This is a genomic window from Bradyrhizobium sp. Leo78 (genome assembly GCF_059512425.1).
In genome coordinates this window covers 1-19,506 of the sequence record NZ_JCAMOT010000036.1, presented here as the reverse complement: position 1 = coordinate 19,506, position 19,506 = coordinate 1, and the positions used below count along the sequence as shown (strand labels likewise).

At 65.4% G+C, this 19,506-nt stretch carries 15 protein-coding genes; 7 read left to right on the top strand and 8 right to left on the bottom strand.

What is annotated here, in order from left to right:
* The first annotated feature begins 254 nt into the window (after positions 1 to 254).
* From AC5ZG1_RS33105 to AC5ZG1_RS33095, 3 genes are all read left to right on the top strand, one after another.
* The gene (locus AC5ZG1_RS33105) at positions 255 to 443 is read left to right on the top strand and encodes a DUF4169 family protein (RefSeq protein ID WP_028161785.1); all 189 of its coding nucleotides are present in this window, start codon (positions 255 to 257) and stop codon (positions 441 to 443) included.
* The gene (locus AC5ZG1_RS33100) at positions 440 to 703 is read left to right on the top strand and encodes a ribbon-helix-helix domain-containing protein (RefSeq protein ID WP_035688975.1); all 264 of its coding nucleotides are present in this window, start codon (positions 440 to 442) and stop codon (positions 701 to 703) included. The genes AC5ZG1_RS33105 and AC5ZG1_RS33100 overlap by 4 nt, the downstream gene beginning before the upstream one ends.
* A gap of 117 nt (positions 704 to 820) precedes the next feature.
* Positions 821 to 2,395 (top strand): ABC-F family ATP-binding cassette domain-containing protein, encoded by a 1,575-nt coding sequence (locus AC5ZG1_RS33095; protein ID WP_456642473.1) that lies wholly within the window; start codon positions 821 to 823, stop codon positions 2,393 to 2,395.
* Positions 2,396 to 2,608: 213 nt separating this feature from the next.
* On the opposite strand, the gene AC5ZG1_RS33090 is transcribed toward AC5ZG1_RS33095, so the two are convergent.
* On the bottom strand, positions 2,609 to 6,298 hold the full coding sequence (locus AC5ZG1_RS33090) for an AsmA family protein (protein ID WP_456642472.1): 3,690 nt from the start codon (positions 6,296 to 6,298) through the stop codon (positions 2,609 to 2,611).
* A 131-nt stretch (positions 6,299 to 6,429) separates the two neighbouring features.
* Entirely contained in the window at positions 6,430 to 7,659 is a 1,230-nt protein-coding gene (locus tag AC5ZG1_RS33085; RefSeq protein WP_456642471.1) for a cytochrome P450, read from the bottom strand.
* Between the two features lie 138 nt (positions 7,660 to 7,797).
* Between AC5ZG1_RS33085 and AC5ZG1_RS33080 the strand changes: the two genes are divergently transcribed.
* Positions 7,798 to 8,436: a TetR/AcrR family transcriptional regulator gene (locus tag AC5ZG1_RS33080; RefSeq protein ID WP_028161781.1), complete on the top strand. Its 639-nt coding sequence runs from the start codon at positions 7,798 to 7,800 to the stop codon at positions 8,434 to 8,436.
* A 41-nt stretch (positions 8,437 to 8,477) separates the two neighbouring features.
* On the opposite strand, the gene AC5ZG1_RS33075 is transcribed toward AC5ZG1_RS33080, so the two are convergent.
* Genes AC5ZG1_RS33075 through AC5ZG1_RS33055 form a run of 5 tightly spaced genes read right to left on the bottom strand, consistent with a single transcriptional unit; the run spans position 8,478 to position 14,394 of the window.
* Complete coding sequence (locus AC5ZG1_RS33075; protein WP_130230761.1) at positions 8,478 to 9,788, bottom strand: MFS transporter; 1,311 nt, start codon at positions 9,786 to 9,788, stop codon at positions 8,478 to 8,480.
* Positions 9,788 to 10,537, bottom strand: a complete 750-nt coding sequence (locus AC5ZG1_RS33070; protein ID WP_496135329.1) for an ABC transporter ATP-binding protein — start codon at positions 10,535 to 10,537, stop codon at positions 9,788 to 9,790. The genes AC5ZG1_RS33075 and AC5ZG1_RS33070 overlap by 1 nt, the downstream gene beginning before the upstream one ends.
* Positions 10,518 to 12,317, bottom strand: coding sequence for a branched-chain amino acid ABC transporter ATP-binding protein/permease (locus AC5ZG1_RS33065; RefSeq protein ID WP_496135328.1), 1,800 nt, complete (start codon positions 12,315 to 12,317; stop codon positions 10,518 to 10,520). Before AC5ZG1_RS33065 ends, AC5ZG1_RS33070 begins: the two co-directional genes overlap by 20 nt.
* Complete coding sequence (locus AC5ZG1_RS33060; protein ID WP_035689052.1) at positions 12,317 to 13,174, bottom strand: branched-chain amino acid ABC transporter permease; 858 nt, start codon at positions 13,172 to 13,174, stop codon at positions 12,317 to 12,319. The genes AC5ZG1_RS33065 and AC5ZG1_RS33060 overlap by 1 nt, the downstream gene beginning before the upstream one ends.
* Positions 13,175 to 13,197: 23 nt before the next feature.
* Positions 13,198 to 14,394, bottom strand: coding sequence for an ABC transporter substrate-binding protein (locus AC5ZG1_RS33055; RefSeq protein WP_496135327.1), 1,197 nt, complete (start codon positions 14,392 to 14,394; stop codon positions 13,198 to 13,200).
* 294 nt (positions 14,395 to 14,688) lie between these two features.
* On the opposite strand from AC5ZG1_RS33055, the gene AC5ZG1_RS33050 reads away from it, so the two are divergent.
* Positions 14,689 to 15,420: a cytochrome c biogenesis CcdA family protein gene (locus AC5ZG1_RS33050; protein WP_496135326.1), complete on the top strand. Its 732-nt coding sequence runs from the start codon at positions 14,689 to 14,691 to the stop codon at positions 15,418 to 15,420.
* Between the two features lie 94 nt (positions 15,421 to 15,514).
* Entirely contained in the window at positions 15,515 to 17,203 is a 1,689-nt protein-coding gene (locus AC5ZG1_RS33045; RefSeq protein ID WP_496135325.1) for a SulP family inorganic anion transporter, read from the top strand.
* A 206-nt stretch (positions 17,204 to 17,409) separates the two neighbouring features.
* Here AC5ZG1_RS33045 and AC5ZG1_RS33040 read toward each other — a convergent pair whose 3' ends face one another.
* Positions 17,410 to 18,825 (bottom strand): FAD-binding oxidoreductase, encoded by a 1,416-nt coding sequence (locus AC5ZG1_RS33040; protein WP_496135324.1) that lies wholly within the window; start codon positions 18,823 to 18,825, stop codon positions 17,410 to 17,412.
* Between the two features lie 86 nt (positions 18,826 to 18,911).
* Here AC5ZG1_RS33040 and AC5ZG1_RS33035 point away from each other — a divergent pair, with 86 nt between their 5' ends.
* Positions 18,912 to 19,424: a thioesterase family protein gene (locus AC5ZG1_RS33035; protein WP_496135323.1), complete on the top strand. Its 513-nt coding sequence runs from the start codon at positions 18,912 to 18,914 to the stop codon at positions 19,422 to 19,424.
* Positions 19,425 to 19,506 lie beyond the last annotated feature (82 nt).

The window sequence follows — 19,506 nt, the reverse complement described above, 5'->3', positions numbered from 1 at the left end:
CTAGCCCCGCGCGTGATATAATTATGGATCATAACGCCTAAAGAATAAGATCGGTTGCAGCGGGCGTTGCGTTGACGCATGGGACAGCAGCGAAATATAGGTTTTCGTGGGGCGAAGCTGACCTTTTGATGCTTATCACTAGGCGCTATATAGGGATTTCGGATGGGCATGTGCAGTGCTTGCGCGCAACTTGGCTGCGGCCTGTTTCGCCAACAGGCATTTGCGCCTTCGGATCGCTGGATGATGGGGCGAGCATGGGGGACGTGATCAACTTGAACCGAGCAAGAAAACAAGAGCAGCGCAAAGAAGCTGCGAAGCAGGCCGAAACCAACCGCGCACGATTTGGTCGCACCAAGTCCGAACGGAAAGCGGACGAGCTTCGCAAAGCGCGCGACGAGAAGCTGTTGGATCAGCATCGTATCGACGGCGGAGACGCATCATGAAATCGCCCGTCGTCAAACGTTCGATCGTGGTCGCAGGCCACAAAACCAGCGTCAGCCTGGAAGAAGCGTTCTGGAATGGCATGAAGGAAATCTCGGGCCTCCGGAACATGACGCTGTCGGAGCTGGTCGGCGAAATCGACAGCAATCGCCAGCAGGGCAATCTGTCGTCGGCGATCCGGCTTTTCGTGCTGGAGTATTTCCGTTCGCGCGCGGTCGCCGCGACGACGGTCCAGGCACCGGACAACAGGCCGCAAGCCTGATCCGTTGCAGATAGCCGGTGCTCAGGCACCGGCTTCACCGACAAACCTGAGTGGAGAGCGAAATGGATATCGCCAAGCTAACCGCGCCGCGAAACCTGTCCATTTCGGAAGCTCTCCATGCCTGCCTTTGTCGTCCTGGATTCCATCTCGCTTCACGCGCCTGACGGCCGCTCACTGTTCGATGAGCTGACGCTCGCGATTGGACGCGAGCGCACCGGCATCGTCGGACGGAACGGCTGCGGCAAATCGACACTGCTGCGCCTGATCGCGGGCGAGATCGAACCGGCAGCCGGATCGGTTTACCGTGCCGGATCGATCGGCATGCTCGCGCAGATCGCCGACGAACGGGCGACGGTGGCGCAAGCCGTCGGCGTCGATAGCGAGCTCGCGTGCCTGCGCCGGCTCGAGCGCGGCGACGGCACACTCGAGGATGCCGCCGCGGCTGACTGGACACTGGAAGCACGACTACAGACCGCGCTGACGGAAGCGGGCCTGCCCGCGCTATCGCTCGATCGCGCGGTGGCATCGCTCAGCGGCGGCGAGCGAACGCGCGTCGCGCTGGCGCGCCTGTTGATCCAGGCACCTGACGTGCTGCTGCTGGACGAGCCCACCAACAATCTCGACGCCGACGGCCGCGAGGCGGTGGCGCAATTGCTCGGGCGATGGCAAGGCGGCATCGTGGTCGCAAGCCACGACCGTACGCTGCTCGAGCATGTCGACCGCATCGTCGAACTGACGCCGGTTGGCGTCACGATTTTCGGCGGCGCGTGGCCTGATTTCGCCGAGCAGCGCGACGCGGCGCGCTCGCGTGCGGAAACCGAACTGGAGCGGGCGACTGACGCGCTGCGCAGCGCCGAGCGCGCGACGCAGAAGGCGCGCGAAAGAAAGTCGCGCCGCGACAAGGCCGGCCGAGCCTGGCGCGCCAAGGGCATCGAAGACAAGATGTTCATGGACCGCGAGAAGGAACGCGCGGAGGCCAGCGCCGCCCGCGAAGGCCATCTCGCCGAGCGCCTGATGGGCGAGCGCGCGGATGCCTTCGAGGAGGCCCGCGCGCGGGTGGAGATCGTGACGCCGCTGTCGATCGACTTGCCGAAGACCGCCCTTCCCTCCAATCGCGAGCTCGTCGCCTTCGACGGCGTGGCGATGGCCTTTGCCAACCGCCGCCTGTTCGGGCCGCTGTCGTTCGAACTGCGCGGCCCCGAGCGCGTTGCGATCGACGGCGCCAATGGCACGGGCAAGAGCACATTGCTGCGCCTGATCACCGGAGAGGCGCAGCCGACCGCCGGCATGATCCATCGTCGCACCGAGCGGATCGCGATGCTCGACCAGCATGTCGGCCTGCTCGATGCCGGCACCGGCATCTTGGACAATCTGCGCCGGCTCAACCCGGAATTGTCAGCCAATGAAGCGCATGCCGCGCTGGCGCGATTTGCCTTCCGCAACAGGGCCGCATTGCAGATCGTGGATACGTTGAGCGGCGGCGAGCGCCTTCGCGCAGGTATGGCTTGCGTGTTTGCGCGGCCGGAGCCGCCGCTATTGCTGCTGTTGGACGAACCCACCAACCATCTCGACCTCGCCGCGATCGAAGAACTGGAAGGCGCACTGCGCGACTTCGATGGCGCGCTGGTCGTCGTCAGCCATGACCGGGCGTTCCTGCAGGCGATCGGGATCGAACGGGAGATTACGCTCTGAGGCGGCGAACCCCGGGTTCACCTCGCCCCGCTTGCGGGGAGAGGTCGAAATTCGAGCACAGCTTGAATTTCGGGTGAGAGGGAGCCTCCGCGAGTCCTTCTGTCACCGTGCTCGCGGAGAGAGCCCCTCACCCCAACTCTCTCCCCGTAAGAACGGGGAGAGGAAGCGCAGCCCCGGTCGCGGACGCAGTTCGACCCTGACCTTAATCGCGCTCTAATTCTGCGCCGCCGGACGCGATGGTGGGTTGGCGACCTGGGGCGTCAGTGCGAGCGGCGGACGGGGCTTTGGTTTCGCAGCGCCCGGCGGCGGCTTGACGTCGATCGGCGGCGGCAATGGCGCGAGCTGCGGTTGGCTCGCGACTGACGCGGGCGGATTGGCGGCTGGCGCGCTGGCCGGAGGTTGGACCTGCGGCGGACGCGGTGCGCTCGTTTTCGGCTTTTGGGCTCCCTTGCGCGGATCGCGGCCCGGGATCGGCACGTCAGTTGCTGTCGGTGGGATCGTCGCGCTTGCATCGGGAGCTTCCGCCGGCTCCTGCGGCGGGATCAGCGGCGGCGTCGGCTGGAACGTTGGAGGCGGCTCGCCGCGCTCAATCGCATCCAATCGCCTGGTCTCGCGGTCGATCGCGCGTACCGCGAGCCACGACGATAACGCCGCGACATCGACGCTACGGGTGAGCCCGTCGGGCGTGCCCACCGCGAGCAACTGGATTTCCGGCCGGCTCGCCGCGGTGATCGCGGTCGGCACCAGCACCGCGCGGATGTCGGCCTGATCGGCCGGAATGTCGTAGCCGCCGGAGATCGTGGCGTTGACGCCATTGGCCGCCAGCGTGCTGGCGCCAACGCGGATCCGCCCGTCGCGAATGTTGAACGGAAGCTGGGCTGAGGCGACCGACAGCACGCCGTTTGCGAGCGCCTGCTCGACGATCTGCTTCAGCCTAGCGTCATCCGAAACCTGCCCGTTCTCGCTGGCGCGGATCGCAACGTCGAAGGCGCGCGGATCGAGCCCGGCAATGCGCGCACTTTCAAGCGTGACCGTGCCGCTGCCGGACAGCGCGCCAGCCAGCGCCGACGCGCTGCGGCCCTGGCTCATCAATGTCATCTGCAAGGAGGCGCGCCCCTTGGGCATGTTGAGATTTCGGTAGCGCAACGCCGTTCCGTCAACGCCGCTAAGCTGCACGCTCGCATTGACGGTGATGCCATTCGCACTCGGCCTTGCATCGATGGCGGCGCTGAGATCGCCGCCGCCGATCTTGCCCTTGAGGGCCTCAAAGGTCAGCGCCTGGCCATCGCTCTTGATCGTGCCGCTCACCGGCTGCACTTCGCTGCCGCCCGGCAGCTCGCCGCGCAACGCCTGGAAGACGATGTTGCCGCGCCAGCCCTTGATGATGCCCCCGCCGAGCGGCTCGGTCGAATCATGTCCGCCGGCACCGATCGCAAACGCAAACACCGGTGCAAGCGCGACCTGGTCGAGCCCGATCTCACCCTCGATGTCCTTCTCCTCCCCCATGGCGAGCGCAACCCGGCCACGCAGTCGCGAGCCGCCGATGATGCTGTCGAGATCGTCGAACGAGAGCTTATTGCCGGCGAGTGAGACGCGCGACGACAGGCGGACGCCGTTCACCGGGGTGTCCGACGGCTTGAGATCGAGCAGCGGACTGATGTCGGCGCTCCTGACCCGCAGGTTGATGCTGGCTTTCTTCGCCTCGTCCCATGGCTCGGCTGCGCCTTCGGCGTCCGCATCAAGCCCCGCGCCCCAGATCCTCGCCTTCAGCCGCAACGGCGCGCGCCAGGCGCCGTTGATCGAGCCTTCGAATTGCGCGGGGCCGTCGCCGATGGCGATGACTCGATCGAGGTTGAGCAGCGCGAGCATTGCACGCCCCTGCCCCGCTGAAAATCTGGCGTCGACGCCGAGATCGCTGCGGCTGAGGGCATCGAGATCGGTGCTGCGGATCGCTGCGACCTGCGGCTTCGCTGTCACCGTAGCGGTGCCCTTGAGCTGCACCGCGTCGAGCTCCAACGCGGCGCGAAGGCTGCCGCGATCGGCCTGTCCCTTGTCGAGATCAAGCGCGAGCTTCAGCCGCGCCGGACCGGGGATCGCAGCCAGCGTGTTGAAGCGCGATGCGGCTGACGGTGCGAACGATGAGACCAGACCGGTCAACTGGCTGAACGAGGCCGCGTTTGCGTCGAGCGCGAGCTTTCCGGTCGCGTTGATGCGATCGAAATTGCCGGTGCCCTCGATCGTCACGCTGTCCGGCTGCCCGATCTTAAGTCGCTCGAGCGAGACCATCTTCGGTCCAAAGGCAAGCTTGGCCTGCAGCGGACGCAGCTCCTGCCCGGCCGACGTCGCGCGAGCGATGTCAAGCGAGAGCTGCGCTTCCTCCGGCCATTCGGCCTGCGGTCCCGCCAGCGAGCGTATGACCGCGGTGGCCGCATCGAGATCCAGCCGGTCGGCCTTCACGGTGGCGTCGACCTTCGCGCCACGATTGCCGGTGGGATACGACACCGCGACACGTCCGGCGATCGCACCGCCGTCGATCTCGGCCTTCATGGCATCGACCGCAAAGCCGGTTGCGGCGAGCGTGACGTCGCCACGCAGCTTGAGCGGTTTTTGATTGCGAGACGGCGGATCGCTACGGCCCTGCAGCCATACCATCAGCGCATCGGGATCGGACGACTCGACATTGAGCGCCGCCTTGAAGCTGTCCGACTGGGCGCTTTGCGGGCCAGCACCGCTGAGCGAGACGCGCGTGGCGCCCGGTGCGCGGAAGTCGAGCCGCCGCACTGTCCAGCCCTTGTCGTCGCCGTGAAGCTCGGCGGCGATATCCTGCAAGGGCCGCCCGCCGAGCATGATCTGCTCGGACGAGAATTCGATCTGCGACGGCAGCGCGATGTGCGGAACGCCCGACAGCAGAGCGCGCAGCGCCGGCAGCGCATGAATCGGCTCAGCATTGTTGTCCTTCGAGGCAAAGCGGTCGACATCGAGTTGTCGCGCCGAGAGTGAGGCGCGCAGCAGCGGCGAAGCGCCGAAACGGATGTCGCCTGCGCCCGCGAGCTTCAGCGCGCGCTCGTCATTTCCATAGCTGACCTCGATCTGGTCGAGCCGCGCGGCCGAATAATCGGCTTTGATCCGGGCTCCGACACGCCAGGGCGTCGGCGCGGCCGCGTCGTTCTTTGATGCGGGCGGAGAGGCCAGCGCCAGCACGCCTTCGAAGCGCGGCGCGCGGGCCTCGAAGGTGAGTATGCCGTCGAGATCGGCCGAGAGCGGGCGCTGGCCGGGGTCGATGTTGACATGCACGCGGGTGCCATTGCCGTCGGCGCTCTGGCCGGAGGAGATCCGGAACGGATAGCGGGAGCCGTCGAACGTGAAATTGCCGTCGCCGCGGATCGCGCCGGCAAGCGACCGGACATCGCCGCTGAACGCGATGTCGCTCAATTCCAGCGTGCCACGGCTCGCGGCGTCATGCAGGGCGATGCGGCCGGTGAGGTTGACGCGATCGATCGCCAGCGAGGCGAAGTCGAACGTGCCCTGCGAGGCCGGCCAGTCGATCCGTCCCTTCTGGTCCAGACCGAGATCCACCGACATGCCATTGACGGTGAGCTGCGTAGCGCGCCATTCGCCGCGCATCAGCGAACCCAGGCTGAATTCGACGTCGAGCTTGTCGGCCCGGATCTTGCCGCGATCATTGCCGCCGCCGACCACGGCCGAACGCAGCCGAAGCTGCGGCGCCGGCAGCAGCCGCGCGTCAAGCTCGCCGCCGATGCGCACGGGCGCGCCGATGATTCGCGTCGCCTCTGCCTCGAATTGCGGACGGAACTGGTTCCAGTCAATGAAGTACGGTCCGACCAGCGCGGCGATCAGCGCAAGAATGAACGCGATTGCCAGGCCGAGCAGCGTCGTCTGCACGGTGTCTCCCTTTGAGCCCCGCCCCGCGGCGCACGTGGCCAATACAGCGCCGGAGCAGCCCAGTATATAGAGAGAAGTATGGCGAAGTCACAGCGGTATCGCGCTGCACCCGCTGGCGAGGGTCGAGAAGGTTACCAGCTCGCCGGCAGGCGCCGTAGCCCCCGCAGCACGAAGGTCGGCCGCCACTGTGGATTTTCCGCGTCATCCAGCCGCAGCTCCGGCAGGCGGCGGAGCAGCGTCGAGATCGCGATCTCGGCCTCGATCCGCGCCAATTGGGCGCCGAGACAGAAATGGATGCCGCCGCCGAAGGACAGCGGTTTCACGTTGGGCCTGGTGATATCGAGCCGTTCCGGGCGGTCGGGATAGACAGCCGGATCGTGGTTGGCCGAGCCCAGCAGGCACAGCACGGCCTCGCCCTTGGGTATGCGCTTGCCGCAGAGATCGATGTCCTCCAGAGCCGCGCGCCCGGTCATTTGCACGGAGGAATCATAGCGCAGGAATTCCTCGATCGCGTTGGTGATCAGGCCGGGATTGGCCTTGAGCAGCGCGAGCTGATCGGGATTGCGGTGCAGCGCCAAGAGGCCGTTGCCGATCAGGTTGACGGTCGTCTCGTGCCCGGCCCCGAACAGAAGGATGATGTTGGCGGTCAGCTCTTCGTTGCTGAGCTTGTGGCCATCCTCCTCCGCCTGCACGAGCTGCGTCGTCAGGTCGTCGCCGGGCTGCTTCCGCCGCAGCTCGAAGAGCTGCTGGAAATACATCTCCGACATCTTGGTCCTGGCGTTGCCCTGCTTGATCTCCTCAGGCGACAACGGCACCGGTTCGAGGATGCGCCCGCTGTCGCGCGCGCCGGTATAAAACGTTTCGCGATGCTCCTCGGGGATTCCGAGCATGTCGCAGATCACCGTCACCGGCAGGCGGAACGCAAAGTCCTCGATCAGGTCCATCCTGCCCTGCGGGATGACACGATCGAGCGTCTGATCGACGATCTCCTGAATCCGCGGCCGCATGTCCTCGACCCGGCGCGCCGTGAATGCCTTCACCACAAGGCCGCGCAGACGGGTGTGATCGGGCGGATCCTGCTGCAGCATCATCTGGCTCATGCTGCGGAAGACCGGGTCCTCCATGGCCTTTGGCCCGTAGCGGCGTATGGCACGGCCGGCATAGTCCTTGCCAAAGTGCTTGTCGCGCAACACGAAGCTCACCTCCGCGTGACGGCTCGCGACGAAAGCGCCGAACGGCGTGACATGCATCGGGTCCTCGGTGCGCAGCCGCTCGTAATGGGGATAGGGATTGCGGATGAATTCCGGCGCCAGGGGATTGAACAGCGGATCGCTGTTCGCCGGCCGAGCTTGCTCGTTCATGGTGACCTCAATCGGTTGCCGCGTTGCGACGATTTCACATTGAACGCTACCGGCCGCCGCTTCGTGCGGAGCCAAGCGTTTCCCCCTGAAACTCGATACACTCTTGTATCGAGTTGCATTGTGGCCTAAACAGGGCCGATGTCAAGAGTCAGGACCAGACCGACCAGGGACGATACCTGCGAAAAGCTGTTCGAGGCGGCGGCGCGCGTGTTCGAGGAACAGGGGATCGGCGGCGCCAGCATCGAGGCGATCGCGGCCGCCGCCGGTTTCACGCGCGGGGCGTTCTATTCGAACTTCAAGAGCAAGGAAGAACTCATCATCGCGATGCTCGAGGACCATGTCGAGCAATCGATCCGGCGCAACCTCGACCTGCTTGCTCAACACACCAACCTCGCCGACTTCATCGACGCGCTGAAGCACATGGACCGCACCAGGCAGGATCCGCTCGGCCGCTCGCCGCTTCTGCACATGGAGATGATCCTGTTCGTCGCACGCGCGGAGAAGCGCCGGCCCGAACTTGCGAAGCGCCTGCGCGCCCGGCGCAAGCTGGTCACCGACATCATCGAGACCGCGCGGAAGGATAGCGGCAGGAACGGCCGGCTGGATGCGGCGTGGACCGCCGCAATCGTGCTGGCGCTCGAGGACGGCTTTCGCCTGCACCGCCTGATCGATCCGGAGACCACGCCCGCCGACAGCTTCCTGCGCGCGATCGGCGATCTGCAGCGCACGATCGGGAGCGCCGACCGCGCCGTAGCTGTAGCCCGGGTGGAGCGCTAGCGTAACCCGGGACCCTGCGTCAGCGCGCGAGCGGCCCCGGGTTACGCTGACGCTTCACCCGGGCTACGGCTTTGCAACGTGTGCAAACGGCCCGCCACGGCACGGACCTTTCCCGGCGAAGCCTGCCAGATCGCGAAGGCGGACAACGCGCTCACGGCAATGCTGATCGCAAAGGCCGCCGTGTAGCTGCCGGTGAAATCATACAATAGTCCCGTCGCCCACGGGCCGGCGGCGCCCCCCGCAAGCGCGGCCAGCATGATGGTTCCGAAGATGCTGCCGTAATGCCTGCCCTGGAAGATCTCGACCACGACCGGCCCCATCACCGAGGTCAGGCCGTAGCCGAGCGCGCCTTGCGTGAACACCATCAGATAGACCAGCGGCAACACAGGCGCATATTTCAACGCCATCAGGCTCGCAAAGCAGATCGCAAAGCCAGCGCAACTGATCGCCCACACCGTTTCGCGCCCGATCCGGTCGGAGAGATGGCCAAGCCAGATCTGGCCGGGAATGCCGAGCAGGCTGACGACGCCAAGCGACCACACGGCGACATTCGGGCTGAAGCCGATGTCGAGCAGGAATTTGGTCTGATGCACCTGCACCGCGTACCAAATGTAAAGTCCGCAGAAATAGCCGAGCGCGATCCACCAGAAGCGCGCGGTGCGGAGCGCCCGGGACAGCGTCCAGTCGGTACCGGCCCAGACGGGATCGACGATGTTCGACACCGGCTTTGCCGAAGTGGCGGTCGGCGCGGCGTCGCCGTCCGGCAGTAGCCCGATATCTTCAGGGCGTTTTCGCACCAATAGATTGATCGGCGCGAGCACGACCAGCACGAGGATGCCGATCGCCGTGCAGGCAGTGCGCCAGCCGGTACCCTCGATCATGTGCTGCACCCACGGCAGCAAGGTCACCGAGCCGATGCCGACACCGGCAAAGGCGATCCCGATCGCGAGACCGCGACGGCGGATGAACCAGTTCGGCAGAAAGAATGATTGACCGGAATAGCCGAGGCAGACGCTGCCCGCGCCGACGAGAACGCCGATGCTGAGATAGAGATGCCAGGGCTGCGTCGTCAGCGGCGCCAGCAGGAACCCTGCGCCCATCAGCGCGACGCCGAGTTCCATCACCGCGCGCGGGCCGGCGCGATCCATCAGGCGGCCGATCAACGGACTGGCGATGCCGGAGGCCACGAAGCCGAACGAGAACGCGCCGGCGGTGACGCCGCGATCCCAGCCGAACTCGCTGAGAACAGGCGGATAGAACAGCGAGAACGCAGTGCGCGCATTGACGCCGATCGCCATGGTGACGAAGGTCACCGCGATGATGATCCAGCCGTAGAAGAAGGGAAGCCGCATCAAGGGGTCACCAGCGCGTGGCTCTCATGGCCGAAATAGGCGCGCTCCAGCCGCTGCGCCAGATTGCTTTCCTCGGTCGACGCTTCCAGCACGATATTCCCCTGCACCAGGGCGTAGACGCGGTCCGCCGTGGCCAGCGCCTTCTCCAGCAATTGCTCGACCAGCAATACCGCGGTGCCCTGTCCGCGCAAGCGGCCGATGACGTTGAGGACCCGATCGACCAGCACCGGCGACAGGCCGGCCGAGGGCTCGTCGAGCATCAACAGCCGCGGGCGGCGTACCAGGCCTTGCGCGACGGTGAGCATCTGCTGTTGTCCGCCCGACAGCGCGCCGCCGCGCTCGTGACGCTTCTCGGCGATCTCGGGGAAATACGCCAGCGCTTCCTCGACGCGCTGCGCACGCTCGGCGCGCGGCACGTCGTAGCCGGCAAGCAGCAGATTGTCGGTGACGGAGATCTGCGTGAACACGCGATGCCCCTCGATCACATGCACGAGGCCGGCGCGCGCGGCATCCCGCGGCGTCGCATTGGTCATGTCGCGGGCGTCGAAGCGCACCTGTCCCGCGGTTACGGGCAGCAATCCGGACAGCGCGCGCAGCATCGTGGTCTTGCCGGCGCCGTTGGGTCCGAGCAGCGCCACCACCTCGCCGGCGGCGACCTGGAAATCGATGCCATGAAGCACGCGGATCTTGCCGTAACCGGATTCCAGCGCGGTCACGGAAAGCAAGGATTCAGCCGCCGAGGTACGCACTGACCACCTCCTTGTGAACGCGGATCTCGGCCGGCGTGCCCGCCGCCAGCGTGCGGCCGAGATTGAGCACGGTGACCTGGTGGCAGATGTCGAAGATCAGATCGGCGTGGTGTTCCACCAGCAACACACCGGTGCCGCGCGCACTGATCGCCTTGATCAGCGAAGCCAGCCGCTCAATCTCGTCATTGGAGAGGCCGGCCGCGGGCTCGTCTAGCAGCAGGAAATCGGGATCGAGCATCAAGGCACGCGCGATCTCGATGAAGCGGAGTTCGCTGTGCTGCAGGCGGTCGGCGCGCACCTCCGCCAGCGTCTCCAGCCCGACCACGCCGAGCAGCGCCCGCGCCTTCGCCGCGAGCATCCGCTCGTCCTCGCGATTGCGCGGGGCCGACAGCATCGCCTCGACGAAGGTCGCCCTGCCCTCCACCGAGCCGCCGATCATCACGTTCTCCAGCACCGAGGCCTCGCCGATCACGCGCGGGGTCTGGAACGTCCGCGCAATGCCGCAAGCTGCGCGCAATGCCGGCTGGCCCGGCGGCAGCATGTCATCGCCCAGCGTCATCGTGCCGGCCTTGGCGGCGTAATAGCCGGAGATGACGTTGAGCGTCGTGGTCTTGCCGCTGCCGTTCGGGCCGATCAGACCGTGGATCTTGCCTGGCGCTACATCGAGGTCGAGCCCGTCGATCGCCTTCACATTGCCGAAGCTCAGCGCGATGTCGCGCAGCTCGAGGTGCTTGCCGCCAGTGCGACGGCGGACGATGTCGGCGAGAACGGCCGGACGCGGCACGATGGCGCGGTTGCTGGCAAGCGGACGGCGGTTGCGGAAGTCGAGCAGCGCCGCGATGCCGCCGGGCATCACCAGCACGATCACGAGCAGCAGCACGGCGTAGAGGAATGTCGACCATGCCGCCAGCGGCGCGGCAATCTCGGGCAGGATGGTCAGGATGATGGTGCCGAGCATCGGCCCCAGGATCGAGCCGCGGCCGCCGATCAGGATCGCGATGAAGAACAGGACCGACAGGTCGAAGGTGAAGGCATCGGGCGTGATGTAGGTCTGCAGCGTCGCGAACAATCCGCCGGCGATCGCGGCCAGCGCGCCCGCAAACAGGAAGATCGCAATCAGCATCTTCGGCTTGGAGATGCCGGTCGCTTCCGCCGCCACCTCGGCGTCGCGCACCGCGATCAGGGCGCGGCCGAATCGGCTGCGGGCGATGTTGGCGCTCATCCAGGTGGCGACCGCCGCGAACGCGACGCAGAGTGCGTAGAAGCCCCACGGCGTATCGAACGGCGGCGGGAATTCCGGACCGGCGATGCCGATGCCGCCGCCGGTCACGCTCTGCCAGGCCAGCGCGATCTGCGTCACGATGGTGGCGAAACCGAGCGTCGACATCGCGAAATAGAAGGTGCGCAGGCGCAACGCCGGCAATCCGACGATCACGCCGAACAGCGCACCGACGCAGCCGGCAATCGGCAGCGCGAGGAAAGCCGGCACTGCCGGCGTGACATTGCCGGCGACGAGCACGCTCGTCGTGTAGGCACCTAGCGTCAATAGCGCGACATAGCCGATCGCAAGATGGCCCGCGAAGCCGACCACGAGGTTGAGGCCGGAGACCAGCACCCAATAGATCGCCATGCGCGTGCCGATCAGCGCCCAATAGTCGTTGCTGACAAACGGCAGCAGCAATGCGAGCGCGAGGATGCCGAGGAACGGCGCGACGTGCGGCAAGGCGGCGCGCCAGGCGCCGCTTTCAGTTTGGGCAGAGGTTGCAGTGACAGCCGTCATCACACCCTCCGCGCCGTGGTTCCGCCGAACAGGCCTTGGGGCGCCGCCAAGAGGACCACGATGAACAGAGTGAACACGGCAACGGAAGAGAAGATGCCGCCGACCAGGAAATTCGCCGCCTGCTGGAACAGGCCGAGCGCGAGCCCGCCGAAGATGGCGCCGCGGTTGTTGCCGAGGCCGCCGAGCGCCACCGGCACGAAGCCGTAGAAATTGAGCAGCGCGCCGTTGGCGAAGAACGCCAGCAGAAGCTGGCCGCCGGAGAAACCGGCGATGCCGCCGATCACGCCGGCAAGCGCATAGCTTGCGACCCGCAGATTGCGTTCGGGAAGACCGAGCGCCCTCGCCGCGAAATTATCCTCCGCGATCGCGACGAAGGCGCGGCCGACCAGCGTGCGGCGGTAAAGATATTCGAGCGCCACGATCGTCACCGCGCAGGCAACCACCGGCAGCCAGAACTTCTCGTCCCAGACGCCGCTGCCGAGCCCGATCACGCGCGGGAACGGCTGCGGCTCGGTCCCCCATTTGATCGCCGCGACCTGCTGGATCATCAAGGCCAGCGCCAGCGTCGAAAGCACATAGAGATGCTGGTCGAGACTCTTCAAAACCGGCCGCACCGCGACGAATTCGGTGATGATGCCGACGATCGCGCACGCGGCCAGCGTCAGCACGAAGCCCACGATGATGGGCATGCCCATCTTCAAGGTGAACATCGAGCCGAGCACGCCGCCCAGCATGGCAAGCTGACCTGCGGTGAAACTCATCACCCGCGAGGTCGAGAACATCGTGTTGTAGGTGACGCCGACGAGCGCGTAGATCGCGCCCGCCGCGAGACCGGATGCGAGGATCGAGGCGAGCATGGGATGCACCCTCTGCCGCCGGCCTATGTATAGCCCGGCGCGAGTGCGAAGGTGCCGTTCTTGGCGGTAGAGGCCTCCGACATCACGATCTCTTCGGTCGGATAGCCGTTATGCTGCGTCGGCGTGAAGGTGTAGGTGCCGAAATAGCCGGGATATTTCGACAGCGTGTTCCAGTATTTGATGAGTCCGGCGCTTTCGGTCGAACCGCTCTCGGCAACCGCCTTGGCGATCAGTTCGATCGCGTCGATGCCACCAGCGACCCACCACAACAGCGTGTCGTTGAGCGCAATATTCGCCTTGGCCAGGCGCGCCACCAACTCCTCACTCTTTGGCGGCAGCTTGCCGGCTGCATCGTAGCTGCAGCTCTTGTAACCGACCGCGTAAACCTTCTTCCAGTTCTCCGGCTTCTCGACGAGGCCGGCGAGCTCTCCCGAGGCCAGCGAGGGATGGCCGACGAACGGCACGTCCCAGCCCATAGCGGCACGGGTGTTGAACATCCGCGCCTCCATGCCGGTGGTGACGCTCCAGACCACGATGGCCTCGGAGCCCGCATTCTTGGCGCGCAGCATGTCCGGCGTCATGTCCGGCTGGGTCGCATCGATATTGGCCTGGTAGACGACGTCGGCGCCGTCCTTCTTGAACGCCGCCACTGAGGCGCCGACGGCGGTCACGCCATAGCCCGTGGTATCGCCGATGACGGCAACTTTCTTCACTTTCAGCACGTTGAGACAGTAAATGCGGACGGCGTCGTCCCACTGGCTGTTGGACGGCGCCATGCGGAAAGCGTTCGGATATTTGGTGGTGTCGATCAGGGTTTCGACCACGCAAGGATGAATGTCCGGAATCTTCGCTCGCGCCATGATCGGCGTGGTGGCGAGCGCTTCGCCGGAATTGACCGGCCCCCAGATGGCGTGGACCTTGGCCTGGCTGATCAATTCCTGCGTCGCGTTCACCGCCTTGGTCGGATCACCCTGCGTGTCGCGCATGACGAGCTCGATCTTGCGGCCCTTGACACCGCCACCCGCATTGATGCTGTCCACCGCAAAGTTGATGCCGCGGTTGAAACCGACGGTCGGCGCGGAACTCGGGCCGGTGATCGCCGCGAGGCACCCGATCTTGATCGGCTCGGATTGGGCAATGGCAGGCTTCGGGAATGAAAATGATGCGGCGCCCAAGGCGCCGGCGCTTCCCAACAGCAGGTTGCGGCGTGAAACAGCCATGTGATGCTCCCGTTCGTTTCCTTTTTGCGGCGCCCATCTCTGAATCGCAGGCGTCCGCATGATTTTTATTTCCCGGCTGGCGGCCGAGGCTTGTCGCGGGATTGAAGTTTGAGCCTGACGGCACCGGCTTGTCCAGCGTTTATCCCGTAGAATTGCGGAGACGATTCGCGAACATTGCCCGGACACGGGCCTGTGACCGATCTCTTGGGCTTTGAGCGCATGAAATCTCTGGAAACTTGTCGCCGTCCACGTCAATAGGTTGCCACGCCAGATGTCGCTCTCGAAGGTCAGTTGATGCACGATGTCTCGATCCCGGCAGCCTTGATCGCCGGACTAGTCAGTTTCCTGTCGCCCTGCGTGCTGCCGCTGGTGCCGCCCTATCTGGTGTATCTGACGGGCGCGACCATCGAGCATGTCGCCCATGACGAGAGCATGAAGGCCTCGAGGCGCGCGGTGATGTCGGCGGCCTTGATGTTCGTGCTCGGCTTCTCCACCGTGTTCGTCGCGCTCGGCGCCAGCGCCTCCCTGATCGGCGGGCTGGTCCGCGCCTGGTCGGCGCAGCTCTCCATCGTCGCCGGCATCGTCATCATTGTGATGGGGCTGCACTTCCTCGGGCTGACGCGGATCGGGATCTTGATGCGCGAGGGGCGGATGAGCATGCCGAAACCGATCGGGCTGTGGGGCGCCTATGTGATGGGGCTCGCCTTTGCCTTCGGCTGGACGCCCTGCATCGGCCCAATCCTCGCCGCCATCCTTTCGGTCGCAGCAGCCGAGGCGACTGTGACCAAGGGCGCCATGCTGCTTGCGATCTATTCCGCCGGGCTCGGCATCCCCTTTCTGCTCGCGGCATTTGCGGTCGAACAGTTCTCGTCACTGTTCACGCGGATGAAGCGGCATCTGCGGACGGTCGAGCATGTCATGGGCGTGCTGATGATCATCACCGGCATCGGCTTTCTCACCGGTGCCGTCACCAATGTCAGCATCTGGCTGCTCGAGACGTTTCCGGCGCTGCAGAATATCGGCTGAGGCTTGTGCCAGCGCCAAAGCAAGGCTGGCCTTTGGCATCACGATGTCGAATAGTGGGCGGCCCTTACGCTAGCGCTGATCGCACCGAGGACCGATGGCCGAGGACACGCCCGGGACAGCAGGCCGCTCCTGGCCGATCTTCCGCTCGCTGGCCGCGTTCCGGCCGGGCGATTTGCCCGGCGACCTTATCGCGGGCCTGACACTGGCCGCGATCGCGATACCGGAGCAGATGGCGACTGCGCGCCTTGGCGGCTTCACCCCCCAGATCGGCTTTTTCGCGTTCATGGCAGGTTCGCTCGGTTTTGCCATACTGGGCAGCAACCGTCTTCTGTCGTGCGGCGCCGACTCCACGATCACGCCGATCTTCGCCGGCGGGCTTGCGCTGATGGCAGCCGCCGGCTCCCCGGAGAATCTCGCGCTTGCCGCGGCCCTGGCGCTGATGGTCGGAGCGATCCTGGTCGTCGGTAGCCTGTTTCGCCTCGGCTGGATTGCAAATCTGCTGTCGACCCCGGTCACCGTCGGCTTTCTTGCCGGCATCTCCATCCACATCATGGTTTCGCAACTCCCCGTCGTGCTCGGCGCACCGCCACCGAAAGGACCGATGATCGAGCGGATCGCCGAGATTGCGGAGCATCTTCCTGCCGCCAATCTCTACAGCGTCAGCATCGGGCTTTTCGTGCTGGCCTTTGTTGCCGGATCCGAGGCCATCAGCGCCAAGATTCCCGGCGCACTCGTCGCGCTGGTGGCGGCGACCGCTGCGGTGATCTGGGGCGGATTGGAGAGCAAGGGGGTCAGCGTGGTCGGCACCGTACCGGGCACGCTGCCGATGCCAACGTTTCCTGAAATCTCGCCGGAACGATGGGTCAAGCTGTTGCCATTGGCTCTCCTGATCGCAATGGTCGTGATGGTGCAGACCGCGGCGACGACGCGGGCATTTCCTTCCGATCCGGACCAGCCTGCCGATGTCGATCGCGATTTTCTCGGCGCCGGGGCCGGCAGCCTTCTTGCAGGCCTGTTCGGTGCCTTTCCGGTGGACGCGAGCCCGCCGCGAACCGGCATCGTGGCCGCGACCGGCGGACGCACGCAGCTATCGGGACTGTTCGCCGCATCGATCGTGCTGGCGCTGCTGGCGTTCGGCGCCGCGCTGCTCCATCACGTTCCGGAGGCTGCGCTGGGCGGCGTCCTGCTTTTCGTGGCGTTGCGCATCATTCGCTTCAGGCAGATTGAAGCGATCTTTCACCAGTCGGTCGGCGAGTTTCTGCTTGTGGTGGCAACGGCAGCTTCGATCATCATCCTGCCGATCGAGCAAGGCGTCGCCGTCGGCATCGCGCTCTCGCTGCTGCATGGCATCTGGAGCACGACGCAGGCGCGGCTCGTCGTATTCGACCGCGTACCGGACACCACGATCTGGTGGCCGGCCAATCCGAACATCAGGGGCGAGCGCGACCCGAAAGTTGCCGTGGTCGGCCTGCAGGCGCCGCTGTCGTTTCTCAATGCCTCGAGCTTTCGTACCGACGCGCTGAAGATCATCAAGACGGCAACATCGACGCCCAGGCTGCTGGTGATCGAAGCCAGCGGCATCGTGGAGATCGATTTCACCGCCGCCCAAACGCTGCTCGCGCTGTTCCGTGAATGCAGCGAGGAAGGCGTGACGGTCGCGATCGCTCGCCTCGAATCGACCCGCGCCCAACAGGCATTTGAGCGCTTCGGCCTCTATCGCACGCTGCCGCAGAACCACGTCTTCCATAGCGTCGCCGAGGCCGTTCGCGCGCTGGCTGGCTAGAGCGCGATGTCATTTGGTTGAATCGGCTTGGCCGCAAGTTCACCTCTCCTGAAGGGAGAGGTCGCGCCGGAGGCGCGGGTGAGGGGTTACGGTCCCTCGATAGAGCAGATCCCCTCACCCGGCGCTACGCGCCGACCTCTCCCTCTGGCAGAGGTGAGAAGAGGCAGCGCCCATGGGAACACAATTCGACCATATCTCATCACGCTCTAGGCCGGCACGATCTTGCCTGGATTGAAGATGTTCAGCGGATCGAGCGCCTTCTTCAGCGCCCGCATGGCGTCGATCGCCTCGGGCCCAAGCTCGGCTTCGAGATATTTCTGCTTGCCTTGCCCGATGCCGTGCTCGCCGGTGCAGGTGCCACCCATCGCCTGCGCGCGCTCGACCAGGCGATGCATGAATTCCTCGCCACGCGCCATCTCCTCGGCATTGTCGGTGTCGCAGACCAGCGAGCAATGGAAATTGCCATCGCCGACATGACCGACGATCGGCGAGAGCAGATTGAGCCGCTTCAGATCCTCTTCGGTCTCGGTGACGCAATCGGCCAATCGCGAGATCGGCACGCAAACGTCGGTCGCCACCACGCCGGAGCCGGGCCGCAGCGCCTTCACCGACCAATAGGCGTCATGCCGCGCCTGCCAGAGCTTTGTGCGGTCCTCGGGCCTGGTGGTCCAGGTGAAACCCAGGCCGCCGCATTCGGAGGCGATCTCCTTGAAGTTCTTCGATTGCTCGGCGACCTCGGCCTCGCTGCCGTGGAACTCAAGCAGCAGCAGCGGCGTCTCCGGCAGCGTCAGTTTCGAATAGGCGTTGCACGCCTTGACCTGCGCCGCATTCAAGAGCTCGATGCGGGCAACGGGAATGCCGGTCTGGATCGCCAGGATCGTCGCCTGGCAGGCGCCGCGCACGGTCTCGAACGAACATGCGGCTGCCGCGATCGTCTCAGGAATGCCGCGCAATTTGATCGTGAGCTCGGAGATGATGCCGAGCGTGCCCTCGGCACCGATGAACAGATGCGTCAGGTCGTAGCCGGCGGACGATTTCTTCGCCCGCGTGCCGGTCGTGATGATCTCGCCGTCGCCGCGCACGACCTTCAGCGCCAGCACGTTCTCCCGCATCGTGCCGTAACGCACCGCGTTGGTGCCGGAGGCGCGCGTCGAGGTCATGCCGCCGAGCGAGGCATCGGCGCCGGGGTCGATCGGGAAGAACAGGCCCTGGTCGCGCAGATGCTCGTTGAGCGCCTTCCGCGTCACGCCGGGCTCGATCACGCAATCGAGGTCTTCGGCGTGGACGGCGAGCACCCGGTTCATGTCGCGCAGATCGATGCAGATGCCGCCGGCCGGCGCATTCACCTGCCCCTCCAGCGAGGTGCCGGTGCCGAAGGCGATCACGGGAACGCGATGTTTGGCGCAGATCCGCACCACATCCTGGATGTCGGCAGTTTCCTGCGCCATCACCACGGCGTCCGGCGGCTGCGGCGGCAGCCATGTCGTGGTGTGGGCGTGCTGGTCGCGCACCGCCTGCGAGGTGATGAGGCGGTTGCCGAAGCGCGCCGCCAGCGCGTCGATCGCGGCCTTGAGGGCCGGCGGCTCCGGACGCGCTGGATTGTTCGAAATCGTAGTCGCCACGTGAAATATCCTCCCGGCTTCAGCCGACCGTGGCAAACGTTATATAACGGGTCAAGACCGCCAATCGAACTAACAGGGATGGAATAATGACGACCATTAATGCCGCCAGGGACATCAAGTTGCCCTCAGCCCCGTTTCTGTCCTCGGTGATGCAGATCGAGCCGCAATGGATCGACTATAATGGCCACCTCAACATGGCCTATTACAACGTGATGTTCGACCGCGCCATCGACGAGATCTGGCTGCAGCTCGGCATCGGCCCCACCTACAAGAAAGAGCGCCACGGCTCGACCTTTACCGCCGAGTGCCATGTGCGGTATTTGCGCGAGGTCCATCTCGGCGATCCCGTCCAGGTGACGGTCTATCTGCTCGGCGCCGACGACAAGCGGCTGCACACGTTCGAGGAGCTGCGCCACGCGACCGAAGGCTGGATCTCAGCCACCTCCGAAAACATGTCGCTGCATATCGACATGAACTCGCGCAAGGTCGCCCCGTTTCCATCCGATATCCGCGCCCGCATCAAGGCGATCGCGGATATCCATGCATCCATCCCCCGGCCCGAGGGCATCGGGCGCAGCGTGGCGATGCCCGCACGTTAGGCCGGGCCGCCTAAAGCGGGATGGGGTTAAGTTGAATCGATTTGGGATTCCCAAATCAGTGAGTTTCTGATTCACCATGCTG